Annotated in this window: 18 protein-coding genes and 1 tRNA gene; 3 read left to right on the top strand and 16 right to left on the bottom strand. The window is 39.0% G+C overall.

Annotated elements, in window-relative coordinates; genetic code table 11:
- The 7 genes from K1I67_RS04385 to K1I67_RS04415 all read right to left on the bottom strand — a co-directional run.
- Nucleotides 1-818, bottom strand: an 818-nt coding sequence (locus K1I67_RS04385) for a TPM domain-containing protein (RefSeq protein ID WP_223338965.1), incomplete at its 3' end; no start/stop codon positions are given.
- A 419-nt stretch (nt 819-1,237) separates the two neighbouring features.
- Nucleotides 1,238-1,309, bottom strand: a tRNA-Arg gene (locus tag K1I67_RS04390).
- Between the two features lie 42 nt (nt 1,310-1,351).
- Nucleotides 1,352-1,699 carry a 50S ribosomal protein L19 gene (gene rplS, locus K1I67_RS04395; protein WP_001068669.1) on the bottom strand — a complete coding sequence of 116 codons (348 nt, stop codon included), beginning with the start codon at nt 1,697-1,699 and terminating at the stop codon, nt 1,352-1,354.
- Nucleotides 1,700-1,817: 118 nt separating this feature from the next.
- Complete coding sequence (gene crcB, locus K1I67_RS04400) at nt 1,818-2,147, bottom strand: fluoride efflux transporter CrcB (RefSeq protein ID WP_223338966.1); 330 nt, start codon at nt 2,145-2,147, stop codon at nt 1,818-1,820.
- Nucleotides 2,141-2,515, bottom strand: coding sequence for a fluoride efflux transporter CrcB (gene crcB, locus K1I67_RS04405; protein ID WP_223338967.1), 375 nt, complete (start codon nt 2,513-2,515; stop codon nt 2,141-2,143). The genes crcB (K1I67_RS04400) and crcB (K1I67_RS04405) overlap by 7 nt, the downstream gene beginning before the upstream one ends.
- Nucleotides 2,512-2,778, bottom strand: a complete 267-nt coding sequence (locus tag K1I67_RS04410) for a chorismate mutase (protein WP_223338968.1) — start codon at nt 2,776-2,778, stop codon at nt 2,512-2,514. Before K1I67_RS04410 ends, crcB (K1I67_RS04405) begins: the two co-directional genes overlap by 4 nt.
- Before the next feature lie 121 nt (nt 2,779-2,899).
- Entirely contained in the window at nt 2,900-3,343 is a 444-nt protein-coding gene (locus K1I67_RS04415; RefSeq protein WP_223338969.1) for a flavodoxin, read from the bottom strand.
- A 103-nt stretch (nt 3,344-3,446) separates the two neighbouring features.
- Between K1I67_RS04415 and K1I67_RS04420 the strand changes: the two genes are divergently transcribed.
- Both K1I67_RS04420 and K1I67_RS04425 read left to right on the top strand, forming a co-directional pair.
- Nucleotides 3,447-4,382, top strand: coding sequence for a DHH family phosphoesterase (locus K1I67_RS04420; protein ID WP_223338970.1), 936 nt, complete (start codon nt 3,447-3,449; stop codon nt 4,380-4,382).
- 96 nt (nt 4,383-4,478) lie between these two features.
- Nucleotides 4,479-4,721 (top strand): type B 50S ribosomal protein L31, encoded by a 243-nt coding sequence (locus K1I67_RS04425; protein WP_000710764.1) that lies wholly within the window; start codon nt 4,479-4,481, stop codon nt 4,719-4,721.
- A gap of 45 nt (nt 4,722-4,766) precedes the next feature.
- Here K1I67_RS04425 and K1I67_RS04430 read toward each other — a convergent pair whose 3' ends face one another.
- The 5 genes from K1I67_RS04430 to K1I67_RS04450 all read right to left on the bottom strand — a co-directional run bounded on the left by K1I67_RS04430 (nt 4,767) and on the right by K1I67_RS04450 (nt 9,214).
- On the bottom strand, nt 4,767-5,087 hold the full coding sequence (locus K1I67_RS04430; protein ID WP_223338971.1) for a heavy metal-binding domain-containing protein: 321 nt from the start codon (nt 5,085-5,087) through the stop codon (nt 4,767-4,769).
- Between the two features lie 343 nt (nt 5,088-5,430).
- Nucleotides 5,431-5,706 carry an HU family DNA-binding protein gene (locus K1I67_RS04435; RefSeq protein WP_001284633.1) on the bottom strand — a complete coding sequence of 92 codons (276 nt, stop codon included), beginning with the start codon at nt 5,704-5,706 and terminating at the stop codon, nt 5,431-5,433.
- Between the two features lie 106 nt (nt 5,707-5,812).
- Nucleotides 5,813-6,649 carry a DegV family protein gene (locus tag K1I67_RS04440; RefSeq protein ID WP_223338972.1) on the bottom strand — a complete coding sequence of 279 codons (837 nt, stop codon included), beginning with the start codon at nt 6,647-6,649 and terminating at the stop codon, nt 5,813-5,815.
- A 179-nt stretch (nt 6,650-6,828) separates the two neighbouring features.
- Nucleotides 6,829-8,061 carry a tetratricopeptide repeat protein gene (locus K1I67_RS04445; protein ID WP_223338973.1) on the bottom strand — a complete coding sequence of 411 codons (1,233 nt, stop codon included), beginning with the start codon at nt 8,059-8,061 and terminating at the stop codon, nt 6,829-6,831.
- Entirely contained in the window at nt 8,051-9,214 is a 1,164-nt protein-coding gene (locus tag K1I67_RS04450; protein WP_000435438.1) for an AI-2E family transporter, read from the bottom strand. Before K1I67_RS04450 ends, K1I67_RS04445 begins: the two co-directional genes overlap by 11 nt.
- Before the next feature lie 208 nt (nt 9,215-9,422).
- On the opposite strand from K1I67_RS04450, the gene K1I67_RS04455 reads away from it, so the two are divergent.
- Nucleotides 9,423-10,436: a lactonase family protein gene (locus tag K1I67_RS04455; RefSeq protein WP_223338974.1), complete on the top strand. Its 1,014-nt coding sequence runs from the start codon at nt 9,423-9,425 to the stop codon at nt 10,434-10,436.
- Nucleotides 10,437-10,480: 44 nt separating this feature from the next.
- On the opposite strand, the gene K1I67_RS04460 is transcribed toward K1I67_RS04455, so the two are convergent.
- The 4 genes from K1I67_RS04460 to atpA all read right to left on the bottom strand — a co-directional run bounded on the left by K1I67_RS04460 (nt 10,481) and on the right by atpA (nt 14,955).
- Nucleotides 10,481-10,900: a F0F1 ATP synthase subunit epsilon gene (locus K1I67_RS04460; protein WP_223338975.1), complete on the bottom strand. Its 420-nt coding sequence runs from the start codon at nt 10,898-10,900 to the stop codon at nt 10,481-10,483.
- 10 nt (nt 10,901-10,910) lie between these two features.
- Nucleotides 10,911-12,317, bottom strand: coding sequence for a F0F1 ATP synthase subunit beta (gene atpD, locus K1I67_RS04465; RefSeq protein WP_223338976.1), 1,407 nt, complete (start codon nt 12,315-12,317; stop codon nt 10,911-10,913).
- Between the two features lie 238 nt (nt 12,318-12,555).
- Nucleotides 12,556-13,434 carry a F0F1 ATP synthase subunit gamma gene (locus K1I67_RS04470; RefSeq protein ID WP_223338977.1) on the bottom strand — a complete coding sequence of 293 codons (879 nt, stop codon included), beginning with the start codon at nt 13,432-13,434 and terminating at the stop codon, nt 12,556-12,558.
- 15 nt (nt 13,435-13,449) lie between these two features.
- A complete protein-coding gene (atpA, locus tag K1I67_RS04475) occupies nt 13,450-14,955 on the bottom strand; it encodes a F0F1 ATP synthase subunit alpha (protein WP_004253321.1) in 1,506 nt (501 codons plus the stop codon).
- Nucleotides 14,956-14,961 lie beyond the last annotated feature (6 nt).

Genomic DNA, 14,961 nt, shown 5'->3' on the forward strand with positions numbered 1-14,961 from the left:
GTCAGCTCAAACAGCTTGAAAGATACTCGCTTAATCAGAGGAACAACTTTGTTGCACTTGACTTGACAATTGGGGAATTCTTTTTGAGACCAGGATCCATCATTTAAAAAAGCAGTATCATAAGGATACAATTTATCAGAACCTTCATACATTTTATTAGATTTTCTTTTTCTATTTGAAGAAGTTCCATACATAAAAAAATCTGATAAATAAACAAAAGCCGAAATTAATAAAGTAACGATAGAGATGATTCCCACCCATATAATACCACTTTCTACTTTTCGCCATGCTTTTTTAACGAATCCTAGTAAAGGATTATTCTTTTCTATAGGAACCGTGCTTATACTATATTCATGAGACGAAATACTTTCTATAATATCAATAACAGCTCCGTCATAGTCTTTGGCTCGCATCTTATCACGAGAGGCATCTAATATTTTCTTAGTCTTTGCATCGGTCAACGTAGCAGCCAAGTGATTAGAAGTTTCAATACGAAACTTTCTATCTTTTATAGCAATCAACAATAATGCACCCTTATTTGAATCCGAATAGCCAATTTTCCATGATCTGGCAATCGTATTTGCTGACTTTTCTAAAGATTCACCTTCCAAGCTATCAACTATATAAATAGCAATCTGAGTATCAGATTTACTATTTAATTCTCTTAGTCTATCTGAAACAACACTTGATAAATAATGATTTGGATCATAAATACCATTAGAAGGTCTATCTGGAATAACAATATCTGCTCGAACAGATCCTATCAAAAATAGCAGTGCTGTAATTAAAGACGCTAGAATTAAAGATAATTTTTTCATAATATACACCAATTTCATTAACGTTCAGTAATTCTCATTACATAAATTTCTTCTATAATTCCCTGTTCAAAAGCTAATTCTGACTTTCGACTCCTTTCCTTACTAGTTCTTAAATTTATTTATTGAAATTTTCAAATTTATCAATATTACAGATTGTATTCATCTACACATTGTTTTAAGTATAGTCATTGTATCACCTTTAGTACTGTAATTCAATACGAATAAATAATAAAATAGACCAGCTTCCTGATCTACTTTATTCTATAATCATTGACCAAAATATATTTTTTGGTCAAAATTTGGTCATGATTTGGTCAAAAAAATAAAAAATACTAAATTATTTTTAAAAATGAACTTGTGATAATTGCCTTTAAATAAACATTTTGAATTTTCTTTGTCTTTCTTTACATTACTAAAAATGCCCCCTGCAGGAATCGAACCTGCAACTACTCCTTAGGAGGGAGTTGTTATATCCATTGAACTAAGGGAGCTAGAGAAAAACTCTGCCGAATGAGCAGAGTTTTTTAGTCGAATTAACGACGGATTTCTTTGATACGAGCTGCTTTACCTTGAAGAGCACGCAAGTAGTACAATTTCGCACGACGTACTTTACCGTAACGAACAACTTCGATCTTTTCAACACGTGGAGTGTGGATTGGGAAGATACGCTCAACACCTACACCGTTAGAGATTTTACGAACTGTGTAGTTTTCAGAGATGCCAGCACCTTTACGTGCAATAACAACACCTTCAAAAATCTGGATACGTTCACGGTTACCTTCGACAACTTTCGCGTGTACACGAACAGTGTCACCAGGACGGAATGATGGGATATCAGTACGAAGTTGACCTTCTGTCAAGCTTTGGATTAATGGATTCATTTTATTCTCCTATCTTTGTCAATCTTGAGGAAACTTCCTCAGCGGATAAACTGTATTTTTGTGCGTCCATTACACACAATATACAGTTTACCAAATTTCCCAGAAGAAGTAAAGAAATTTATAGCAAAATTCCTAAAAAAATCGCTACCAAACCACCGAAGTAAGTTAAGAAATAATAGCTGAAAAATACTTTCCTATCGCTCAACAGTCTCTGGAGTTCATCATTTAAGGTTGAAAAAGTGGTTAGACCTCCACAAAAACCTGTAGCAAGAATAGCATAGAGCCCTTTATCTTCCACATAATTATAGAATAAACCAATTAAAAAACAACCTAAAAGATTTGCAAGAAGTGTTCCTAGTGGTAAAACCCTCTCTTGATTGAGGCTAGAAAGGAAATAACGGACAAGTGCGCCGACTCCACAAGCAAGTGCTAGATAAATGATTACCATTTCTTCCTCCCTAAACAATAAGCCAATAAAAGCCCTCCACCAATGCTCAAAACTAGATAGATTGCTAGACTTAGGTAAGAACCTGTATCCAGTAATTTTACGCCATCTAACATGAGGCTAGAAAAAGTGGTCAGCCCGCCACAAAAGCCAGTTCCAAGCGCTAAAATGACACCTTTACTGCTTCCCTTATAAACCAAATAACCTTTGACAAGATAAACTAAGCAGAAAATTCCTAGATAGTTAGCGAAAAGAGTCCCCCATGGAAAATCTGGGCTGGCTGGCAACCATATAGAAATCAGATATCGGACAAGCCCACCCAACATGGCAGCTAGAAAAATTCCTAACGGATAGAATTGTTCTTTTTTCATTTGATATTTTTACCCTGATAATCGCGCGAACGTTTGAGAATATCCGAAAAAGTCGCAACTATCGTCTCCTGATACTGCTTATCCTCTACACGATTTCTTACTTTCTCAAATATTATGCCCTCTCTTTTACTATCAAAGACTGGCTTTCCTGAAGTTTTTTTAAAGGTCACCACCTGATCTACTAAGGTCATACGTTTTTCTAAAAGGCCAACTAATTCTTGGTCAACTTGATCTATCTGTTGACGAATAACTTCCAAATCCATCTCGTCTCCTTTTTTATTTCATGGTTTTATACAAAAGTCTTCTTCAAAGTGGCGCAAAAAAGAAACTGCTAAGAAATGAAAAAGACTGCACCAACCTTGTTTAGCCAGCACAGTCAGATCTTTATCCTACTTTAGCAGCCAATTCTTCTGCAAATTGTTCCAAGCGTTCAATATCTTCTTCTTCTGCAGAGAGATCCACTTTTACGCACTCTGATCCCTTTTCAGCTCCTGATGCCACAAATACACGATCAAAGTCATCAACAGCTTTGCAGAACTCATCGTAGAAAGTATCGCCTGATCCTACCACACCGTAGATTTTACCACTCAAATTAAGATCTGCTAGGTCTTCGTAGAAGTCCATCATCTCATCTGGTAACTCTCCATCACCGTATGTGTAGGTTGCAACGATTGCGATATCTGCTTCAAGAAAATCAGATGCGTCAACAGTTGTACACTCATCAACATCCACCTCTAAGCCCAACTCACGCAATTTATCTGCTACAATATCTGCAATTTCTTCGGTATTACCGGTCATACTGGCAAATACAATTTTTGCTAATGCCATATCGTCCTCCTCAATTTATCTTTCTCCATTATATCACATCTTTTTCATTTTAAAAATAAAAACTCTTGTGCTACAATGAAATAAGAAAGAATTGAGGTCACTTATGGAAATTTGCCATCAAATTTTAGAAAAAATTAAAGCATACGATACCATCATCATTCACCGTCACATGAAACCAGATCCTGATGCCTTAGGAAGTCAGGTTGGACTCAAAGCACTTCTGGAACACCATTTCCCAGAAAAAAAAATCAAGGTAGTTGGTTATGATGAGCCAACCCTAACATGGCTTACAAAGATGGATCAGGTAGAAGACAAGGATTATCAAGGTGCGCTTTCTATCATATGTGATACAGCAAATACCGCTCGTATCGATGATAAACGTTATACTAATGCTGAAATCATTATTAAAATTGATCACCATCCAAATGACGAAGTCTATGGAGATCTTGTTTGGGTAGATACCAACTCTAGCAGTGCCAGTGAGATGATTGCTCTCTTTGCTGAAGCAACTAACCTAGAATTATCCGACTACGCTGCTAAAATGCTCTGTGCTGGAATTATTGGTGATACAGGCCGTTTCCTTTATCCATCAACTTCTGCACGTACTCTTCGTATAGCAAGTCAACTTAGAGAACATAACTTTGACTATGCTGAATTAACACGTAAAATGGACACTATGAGCTTTAAAATTGCTAAACTTCAAGGTTATGTCTATGATCACCTAGAAGTTGATGAAAATGGTGTCGCACGTGTCTTACTGACTCAAGAAATTCTAAAAACATATCAGGTAACAGATGCAGAAACAGCAGCCATTGTTGGAGCTCCAGGCCGTATCGATACAGTTAATCTTTGGGTAATATTTGTGGAACAAGCAGATGGCCACTATCGCGTTCGACTTCGCAGTAAATTCGTTCCTATCAATGGTGTTGCAAAAGAACATGATGGTGGAGGTCACCCACTTGCAAGTGGTGCTAACTCCTATAGCCTAGAGGAAAATGAAGTTATCTATCAAAAATTAAAAAACTTACTGAAAAAATAGATAAAAAGCTTGCCAAACTTATCAGAATCTGATAGACTAGTATGGTAACAATCTATGGCTCGCAAAGAGACCATGGCAGAAAGGAAATATTGCAAAATGAAAAAAGATATCCATCCAGAATATCGCCCAGTTGTCTTCATGGACACAACTACTGGTTACCAATTCCTTAGCGGTTCAACAAAACGCTCTAACGAAACTGTTGAGTTCGAAGGCGAAACTTACCCATTGATCCGTGTGGAAATTTCATCAGACTCACACCCATTCTACACTGGACGTCAAAAGTTCACTCAAGCAGATGGACGCGTGGATCGTTTCAACAAAAAATACGGTCTCAAATAATTACAAAAAGAACAGTTCCGACTGTTCTTTTTTTGTTTCTTCAAATTAGAAGTCAACCACAACTGCTGTACCACTACAAGTTACCATCAGCATACCATTTTCAGCACCTAAAGTTTCATAGTCCATTTTTATACCTATAATAGCATTTGCTCCTCGTTCACTTGCACGCTCCATCATTTCTGCTAGAGCTTCTTCTCTTGCTTGAGTCAACTCGCCTTCATAACTACTAGCTCGTCCTCCAAAAACATTACGGAAGCCAGCAGCCATATCTTTGAACATATTAACGCCAGCAACCACTTCACCAAAGACGATTCCTTTGTAGGCTAGGATTTTCTTGCCTTCAATTCCCGTAGTTGAAATAATCATCTTCCTTTCCTCCTAACTTCTTTTATATAATTGTAAACCCTTTCAATAACTCTGTCAAGAAATTCTATAAAGGGCTCAGTGCTTGAAAGGAAACTCTTCTCACCATCCTTGTTTGCTATCCATTTAGTGCCAATTGTATGGATGGTGGCCTAAATCTTTTCTTTGCAAGTCTAACTTGAGATAGCTTTCTCAGCTTCATCAATCTTACCAATGGGTATAGCTTAGAATTCATAACTGGCATAAAAGAGACTGTTCTCTCCTGCCCCCTTTTTGCCCCAAAACTACAAAAAAAGCCTATCGACCAAGCTAGAAAGCTTGATACAATGGGCTTTTTCTAAATTCATTATTTAACAGCGTCTTTAAGAGCTTTACCAGCTTTGAATGCTGGAACTTTTGATGCTGCGATAGTGATTTCTTTACCAGTTTGTGGGTTGCGACCTTTACGTGCTGCACGCTCACGAACTTCGAAATTACCAAAACCGATCAATTGAACTTTTTCACCAGCTGCAAGGTAATCAGCTACTGCTGCAAATACAGCATCCACTGCTGCTGCTGAATCTTTCTTAGTCAATTCTGTAGCTTCTGCTACTTTAGCGATCAAATCTTGTTTGTTTGCCATGTTAATAATTCCTCCAAATAATTTCTAATTAACAATTACAATCATATCCTAAATTCTCTTGTAGGTCAAGTCAAAAACGCTATTTCTTGCTATTTTCTTTATTTTTTTAGAGCTCATATCTGATCAAAATAGCCCAAGCATTTTCACCTGTATGGGTCTGAATAATCGACCCTGTTTCTAAAACAGAGATTGGTTTTTCTACGAATGGTTGTAGGATTTCTTTCATCTCTTCTGCCCAATCTCTAGTTCCAGAATAGGAAATACCAATTTCGGCAACAGAACGTTCTGACAATTTTGAAACTAGTTCATCCAACCATTTCTTAAAGGTCTTAGCTCCACGTCCTTTAACAATTGGTTGCAATTCGTCATCCTTCATCTCCATAACTACACGGATATTTAATAGAGAGCTTAGAAGACCTGTCACACGGCCAATACGTCCACCTTTAACAAGGTTTTCCAAGGTAGAAACACCGATGTAGAGCTCTGTATTTTTCTTGACTTCTTCAACATGAGCCACAATTGTTTCTATGTCTTGCCCTTCTTGAGCCAATCTAGCTGCTTCAACCACTTGAAATTTCAGGGCTTGGTCTGTAAAAGAACTATCTACTACAGTTACTTTAGCAGTCGATAGGCTGGCACCCTGACGAGCTGCTTCGACAGTTCCTGATAAGGCATGAGACATATGAATAGCTAAAATTTGACTACCGTCTTTACTCAACTCATCAAAGATTTCAGCAAAGAGTCCAACTGGAGGTTGACTTGTTTTAGGCAGATTTTTACTCGCTTTCATCAAGCGAAGAAATTCCCCTTCTTCAAGATCAGCATCCGAATAAAGAACACTATCAATCATTACAGAGAGCGGAACGATGGTAATATTTAATTCTTTGACCACTTCTGGTTCAATGGTAACAGAAGAATCTGTTACGATTTTTACTTGTGTCATAATTCAAATCTTTCTATGTTTCACTTTTTAAGTGAATTTTTTCAATTTAACTATAACAATTATATCAAAAAATAACTAAAAATTCATACTGTATCTATTCATTTTTATGTTGGAATTTATAGATTTTTAAATCTTTCATTTTATAAAAATAGTCGCCTGCTAAGACGACTATTTTAGTATCATAATAAACGTTCATACAAATCTTGCATCTGTATGTCATCGGGAACCAACTTGAGATAGTGTTGAATCTGCTCTTTTGCTTCTTCAAATTTTCCAAGCTCGCGTAGTAGATGAATGTATTGTTCTAAAAACTCTGGGTTTTCCTTGAGTTCTGCAACCAACACCTGATAAAATTCATAGGCAGAATCCAAATCTTCAGTTTCTTGGTAACTCCGTGCAATCATCCACTTAGTCAAGAGATTTTCTGGCTCATAAACTTCTAGGTCTAAAATATCCTCATACCGTTCTTGCTCCTGATACAGGGTTGCTAGTCGCAAGAGGATTTCCTCTTGGTCCTCTGCATCTTCTTGAGCTTGAAGAAGATAAGCTTCCGCTTGCTCAGGTTGATGCAATTCGTAAGATAATTGTGAAGCCAGGAGTAGCAAACGTGTTTCGAAAGGATTTTTTTCCAAACCTTGTTGAGCTATCTGTAAAGCTTGCTCAGTTTGATGTTCCTTATGTAGAGCCTGGCTATAGCCATATTCATAACCTTCAAAATCTGGAGAAATAGTATCTAACTGTTTAAAATATAAAACTGCCTTTTGATATTCCTCTTGGTCAAAGTAGAGACTCGCTAATTCAAAAGCAGTTTGATCTTCATACTCTAACTCTAAAGCTTTTTCTAAAAACTCTATGGCTGATTCAAACTTTCCAAGTCGAGCATAGGCAGTTCCAATCCGCTGATAAGTCGAAATCCCTGTCTGTTCATATATGTCACGGTTATCCAGTTGAGCATAGCCTTTAATCGCTTCTAAATCGTTTCCTAGTTCACTATCTAGCTCTGCTAACCCGAACGTCAGTAGCGGATCATCAGAGTAATGAAGAGCTTCTAAGAGCTTCTCTCGAGCGACATCCGTCAAGCCTTCCATTTGATAGAAATCAGCCTTTAAAACAAGCGCAGATACATAAGAATCGCTATTGGGTTGAATTTCTTCTAGATAGGCAAACGCTTCTTCAATTTGTCCGTCTTCGCTTGAGATACTAGCTAGATTCAGATTTACCTCTGGAAAAACTGGAGCAAGTTTTTCATAAATTTGACGAGCTTGAGGATAAAAACCAATACCTTCTAGATAATAAGCTAGTTCCAGAAGAAGATCATCCGAGTCTTCTACCAATGCTTTTTGAAAATAATGATCAGCTCTTATTAAATCTTGCTGATCCAAAGCTTCAAGCATTTCTTGACTATTGCTCACCTTCGACCTCCTCTTCTAACTCATACAGACCACTAACTTTTTTATACCATTCAAAAATCGCTGAAATAACAACTTTTGCTGAAGCATAGACAGGAATTCCTAATAGGACTCCCCAAACACCAAACATAGAACCAGAAGTCAACAGAACAAATAGAATCGTGATTGGATGAATATTGAGTTGACTACCTAAAATCAATGGAGATACAAATCGACCTTCAATTGTCTGCTCTACGATAAAAACAATAATAACTTTCAAGAGCATAACTGGTCCAGCAATTAAGCCTAGTACCAGAGCTGGTATCATGGCAAGGAAACTTCCAAGATAAGGGATAAGATTTAAAACCCCAGCAGTAATACCAAGGGTCACCGCATATCTCAAACCAATAATTTTAAAGAAGATGATAAACATAATCGCCACGATAACAGCAACAGTAATTTGTCCTCTAACGTAGTTAGCTAGTTGTTGGTTTACTTCTGATAGAACCTTACCTACTGGTTCTCTCAATTTATTTGGTAAGAATTGAGTGACATGATCTCTTAAACCTTTTCCGTCTCTAAGGAGATAAAAGAGCATAAACGGCATAATAATTAGAGCGACAATGACTTGTGAAGTTCCGCTAATAAGAGCACTAACCCAGTTCACAGCTTTTGAAGAAATATTACTTGCCCAAGCAGTTGCTTGTGTTGAGAATTGAGCTAGAACCTGTTCCAGTTGAGGTCTAAAGTCATCTGGTAGACGTTTGGTTACAAGATCATCAATAACTCTGTCAGCATCTTCGAGATAATTTGGTACATTTTGCGCAAAAATAACCACTTGACGTTGAAGATTTGGAATCGCAACGGCCAGACCAATAATCAAGAGTATGCCAATAATGACAAAGATAATACTAATGGATAAGACACGATTTATCTTGTACTTCTCCATCAAATCTACCAGTGGATTTAACAAATAAAAAAGCAATCCTGATAAAATAACAGGCAACATGACCACTGATAAAAAATCAACGACAGGGATAAATAAAAAACTAATCTTACTTAAAATAAAAATATTCAGACCTAGTAATAAGGTTACCAAAAAAACTGTAACAGCCTTATTATCTAAAAACCATTTAAAAAACCAGGATAAATTAAAATGTTTCTCTTTTTGTTCCATATCTACTTCCTTTCCTTTGTCTTTTCATTATACCATTTTTACAAGGAATAAACTGTTTTAAAAGTGTGGAGTAACCATTGAAAACTTTAAAAAATCCATCTTATATTTTACTGATTTTATACTTAGAAGTTTCATACTTTTTTATCTATTTTCTTCAGGTCTCCTAATTTATGATATAATAGAAACATCTTTATTTAGAGGTATAGATATGATTGAAACAATTTATTTTGGAACCTACACACGTCGTTTATCCCAAGGGATTTATCAAGCTGATTTTGATACAGAAACTGGGCAATTATCCAATCTTAAACTCTTTGCTGCTGAACCAAGTCCTACCTATCTTGCATTTGATCAAGAAAATCACCTATACACTGTCGGTAGCAAAGAGGGACAAGGGGGAATTGCTGCCTATCAAACTGATGGTACTTTACTAAACCATGTTGTAGCTGAAGGTGCACCTCACTGTTATGTGGCTGTCGATGAGAAACGTGGTCTAGTATATGGTGCTAACTATCACAAGGGACAAGTTCTGGTTTATAAACGTAAAGAAGATGGCAGTCTTGAATTAACTGACGTTGTTCAACATAGCGGTCATGGTCCTCATGAAAATCAAGCTTCTCCCCACGTTCACTTTACAGATTTAACACCTGACCACTATCTAGTGACCTGTGATTTGGGTACTGACCAAGTCATCACTTATGACCTTGATCAAGAAGGGAAATTATCTAAGCTCTATACCTACAATAGTATTCCTGGAGCTGGTTCTCGTCATATCGTTTTCCATAACCACTATAAAATTGCTTATCTCATTTGTGAACTCAATAGCACTATTGAAGTTCTAATCTACGATGGTGTTGGCGAATTTGAACGCATGCAAGTCATTTCAACTCTACCAGACGGTTATGAAGGCTTTAATGGTACTGCTGCTATTCATCTCTCTAAAGATGGTAAATACCTCTACGCTTCTAACCGTGGCCATGATTCTATCGCAGTATATACAATCCTTGCGGACGGTAGCTTAGAGTTGTTAGAAATCGTTCCGACACATGGTCAGACTCCACGTGATTTTGATTTGACACCAGACCAAGAATTTGTCATTGCTGTCCATCAAGACTCTGACAATGCAACCGTCTTTAAACGCAATTCTGAAACTGGACGTCTAGCAGAACTTTCTAATGACTTCCATGTACCAGAAGCAGTCTGCATCAGTTTTGCTCCTTAAGAAAACATAAAAAATGAACTTGGTAACTCAAGTTCATTTTTTTCTTATAGTCTATTTCCGACATTAATACGGTTAATGGCACGTTGCAGTGCAATCTTCGCACGACGTTCTTGGTCAATCAAATGCTTGTCATGTGCTTCTTCGATTTCTTGCTCAGCGCGACGTTTAGCGCGTTCTGCACGGCTAACATCAATATCACGAGCACGCTCAGCTGAATCTGCAACAATGGTAATCAAATCATTTGCAATTTCAATGACACCTCCATTCACTGCAATCCAGTTCACATGAGTATCATCATCGATGCGTTTAACCTTTACTTCATCAACTGCTAGAACCGCAATCATATTTTCATGTCGTGGCAAGATCCCCATCTCACCATCCAGAGTTCGTACCGATACAAAGCTGGCATGGTGATCATAGACGAGGCCATCTGGTGTCACGATCTGGACGGTTAACTGAGCCATAGATCACCTCTTAAAATCCCATTTTCTCTGCCTTAGCAATAACATCTTCGATTGAACCGACACCACGGAAGGCATCTTCTGGTAACTGGTCATGTTTTCCTTCAAGGATTTCCTTAAAGCCACGAACTGTTTCCGCTACTGGTACATAAGAACCAGGTTGACCAGTAAATTGTTCGGCAACGTTGAAGTTCTGAGACAAGAAGAACTGGATACGACGGGCACGTGCAACCAAGGTCTTTTCTTCATCAGAAAGTTCATCCATACCAAGGATAGCAATGATATCTTGCAATTCATGGTAACGTTGAAGGACACGTTTAACCTCAGCAGCAACTGCGTAGTGCTCCTCTCCAACAATTTCAGGTGCCAAGGCACGTGAGCTGGAAGCAAGTGGGTCAACGGCTGGGTAAATCCCCAATTGAAGCAATTTACGTTCCAAGTTAGTTGTTGAGTCCAAGTGAGCGAAGGCTGTTGCTGGCGCTGGGTCAGTATAGTCATCCGCTGGCACATAGATAGCCTGGATAGAGGTTACAGAACCCTTCTTAGTTGACGTGATACGTTCTTGCAATTGACCCATTTCTGTTGCGAGGGTTGGTTGATAACCAACGGCTGAAGGCATACGACCCAAAAGGGCAGATACTTCTGAACCAGCTTGTGTGAAACGGAAAATGTTGTCAATGAAGAGAAGAACGTCTTGACCTTCTACATCACGGAAGTATTCAGCGATTGTCAAACCAGTAAGGGCAACACGCATACGTGCTCCTGGTGGCTCATTCATCTGACCAAATACCATGGCTGTTTTTTCGATAACGCCTGATTCTTTCATTTCCCAGTATAGGTCATTCCCTTCACGAGTACGTTCCCCAACACCAGTAAATACTGAGATACCACCGTGTTCTTGTGCAATGTTGTGAATCAACTCTTGGATCAATACGGTCTTACCAACTCCGGCACCACCGAAGAGTCCGACCTTACCACCTTTAAGGTAAGGGGCAAGAAGGTCGATAACCTTGATCCCAGTTTCTAGAATTTCTGAAGAGGTAGACAATTCATCAAAAGTTGGTGCTTTTTTATGAATTGGCTGACGCTCTGCATCTTCATCAAAAGGAGCTTCCAAGTCAATGGTATCTCCCAAAACGTTGAAGACACGTCCTAGAGTTTCTTTCCCAACTGGTACTGAGATTGGACGACCTGTGTCCAATACTTCCAAACCACGGGTCAAGCCATCAGTTGATTCCATAGCGATGGTACGAACCATACCATCTCCCAACTCCAAGGCTACTTCAAGGACGATTTTTGTTTTTCTTTCGTCATTTTTGTAGACGACAAGTGCATTATTAATCTCTGGTAGTTTCTCACCTGCTGCAAACATGACGTCTACAACGGGACCGATAACCTGAGCAATTTTACCTGAACTCATCTACTTCTCCTATTCTATATAAGATACTACCGGTTCCTAGCTCAGCTAGGTCCTAATACTCTTCGAAAATCAAATTCAAACCACGTCAGCGTCGCCTTACCGTATATATGATTACTGACATCGTCAGTTTCAGCTACAACCTCAAAGCAGTGCTTTGAGCAACCTGCGGCTAGCTTCCTAGTTTGCTTTTTGATTTTCATTGAGTATAAGTTCATTTTCATACGAGCTGGACTAGAGCCTATTCTAAAGCACTAGCTCCTGCCACAATTTCTGTGATTTCTTGTGTAATCGCCGCCTGTCTGGCACGGTTATACTGAATGGTCAAATCATTGATAACTTTTTTAGCATTATCTGTCGCTGTTTGCATAGCTGTCATCCCTGCCGCATTTTCAGCTGTCTTGGCATCGATAATAGCACCGTAAATCATACTTTCTGCAAACTGTGGCAATAGTTGATCCAAGATTTCTTCACGGCTAGTCTCTAGCTCAAAGGTCAGGCTATAGTTGTCATCTGCTTCATTTGGATCCAAGTCGACAATTGGAAGCATCTGCTCAACACGCATTTGACTTGTCAGTGTATTCACGTGGTGATTGTAGCAAACATAGAGCTCATCGAAAAGTTCATTTTGGTACATTTCAATAGTTTTTGAAATAATCTTGCGAACTTCATCGAAGCTTGGTTGACTGGCTAGACCACGCAATTCATAAATTGGCTGAATCCCACGAGCTTTAAAGAAGTCTGCTCCCATACCACCAATACAGATGACCTCAAAGTCATCACCTGAAGGATGGTATTCTTGCTGAATTTCCATGACTGCTTTCAAGATGGAAGAATTATATCCTCCAACAAGACCACGGTCAGATGTAATGACGATATAGCCTGTTTTCTTGACCGGGCGGCTAATCAACATTGGATTTGTTGATCCGCCGGCACCATCTCCGTGAAGGATATCTGTAAGGAGTTTACGGACTTTTTGAGCATAAATCTGGAAGTTGCGTGCAGCTTCTTCAGAGCGACCTAACTTAGCTGCAGAAACCATCTGCATCGCGTTAGTAATTTGACTAGTATTTTTCGTTGAGGCGATTTTTGTTTTAATATCATTTAGAGATACTGCCATCTGACACCTCTATTCTTATTGGAAGCTGGATTGGTTGAGAAACTCAGTAATCGCAGCATCCAAGACCGCTTCTTCTGGCAAGTCTTTTGTTTCACGAATAGTTTCCAAAATCTCTGGATGTTGCGCATCAAAGAAGGCATGGAATTCTTCCTCAAAACGAACAATATCATCAACTGATATAGTATCCAAGAATCCATGAGTCAAGGCATACAGAATGGTTACTTGTTTCTCAACAGGTAGTGGTTTATGAACTGGTTGTTTCAATACTTCTACAGTACGACGTCCACGATTCAATTTAGCCTGAGTAGCAGCATCCAAGTCTGAACCAAACTTAGTGAAGGCTTCCAACTCACGGTATGAAGCAAGGTCGATACGAAGAGTACCAGCAACTTTCTTCATGGCTTTAATCTGAGCTGAACCACCTACACGAGATACTGAAGAACCCGCATCAATAGCTGGACGAATACCCGCATTGAAGAGACTATCACTTAGGAAGATTTGTCCATCCGTAATAGAGATTACGTTTGTGGCGATATAGGCTGAGATATCTCCTGCTTGGGTCTCGATAAATGGAAGAGCCGTGATAGATCCACCGCCAAGCTCATCTGAAACTTTAGCAGAACGCTCAAGTAGACGACTGTGAAGGTAGAAGACATCCCCTGGGAAGGCCTCACGACCTGGTGGACGGCGAAGCAAGAGAGAAAGTTCACGATAAGCTACCGCTTGTTTTGAAAGGTCATCATAAACAATCAACACATGCTTACCTTGATACATGAACTCCTCTGCCATAGCAACCCCTGCATAAGGAGCAAGGAAGAGCAATGGAGAAGGTTGTGAAGCTGAGGCTGTCACAACGATTGTGTAATCCAAGGCACCGTACTGACGAAGTGTTTCTACTTGTGTACGAACTGTTGATTCTTTTTGTCCAATCGCTACATAGATACAAATCATATCTTGACCTTTTTGGTTCAAGATAGCGTCAATAGCGATAGTTGTCTTCCCTGTTTGACGGTCACCAATGATTAACTCACGTTGGCCACGACCGATTGGAACAAGGGCGTCAATAGCTTTCAAACCTGTTTGCAATGGTTCTGAGACAGACTTACGTTGCATAACACCAGGAGCTGGTGCTTCAACTGGACGAGTCTTGTCTGTGTTAATCGGACCCAAACCGTCTACAGGACGACCAAGGGGATCGACTACACGTCCAATCAAGCTATCACCAACTGGAACTTCCATGATTTTCCCTGTACGACGAATTGTATCGCCTTCACGGATATCTGTAAAGTCCCCAAGGATGATAATACCGACATCTGTTGATTCCAAGTTTTGCGCCATACCATAAGAGCCATTTTCAAAAATCAACAGCTCACCACTCATGGCATTTTCAAGACCATGAGCACGCGCAATCCCGTCACCAATATAGGTTACAACACCTGTTTCAGTCACATCAAAATTGGGTTTGAAATTTTCAATTTGTTGCTTAATTAAAGCGCTGATTTCTTGTGCGTTAATTGCCAAAAGAAC

Origin of the sequence: Streptococcus infantis, assembly GCF_019929575.1 — a bacterium.
Lineage (GTDB): Bacteria > Bacillota > Bacilli > Lactobacillales > Streptococcaceae > Streptococcus > Streptococcus infantis_L.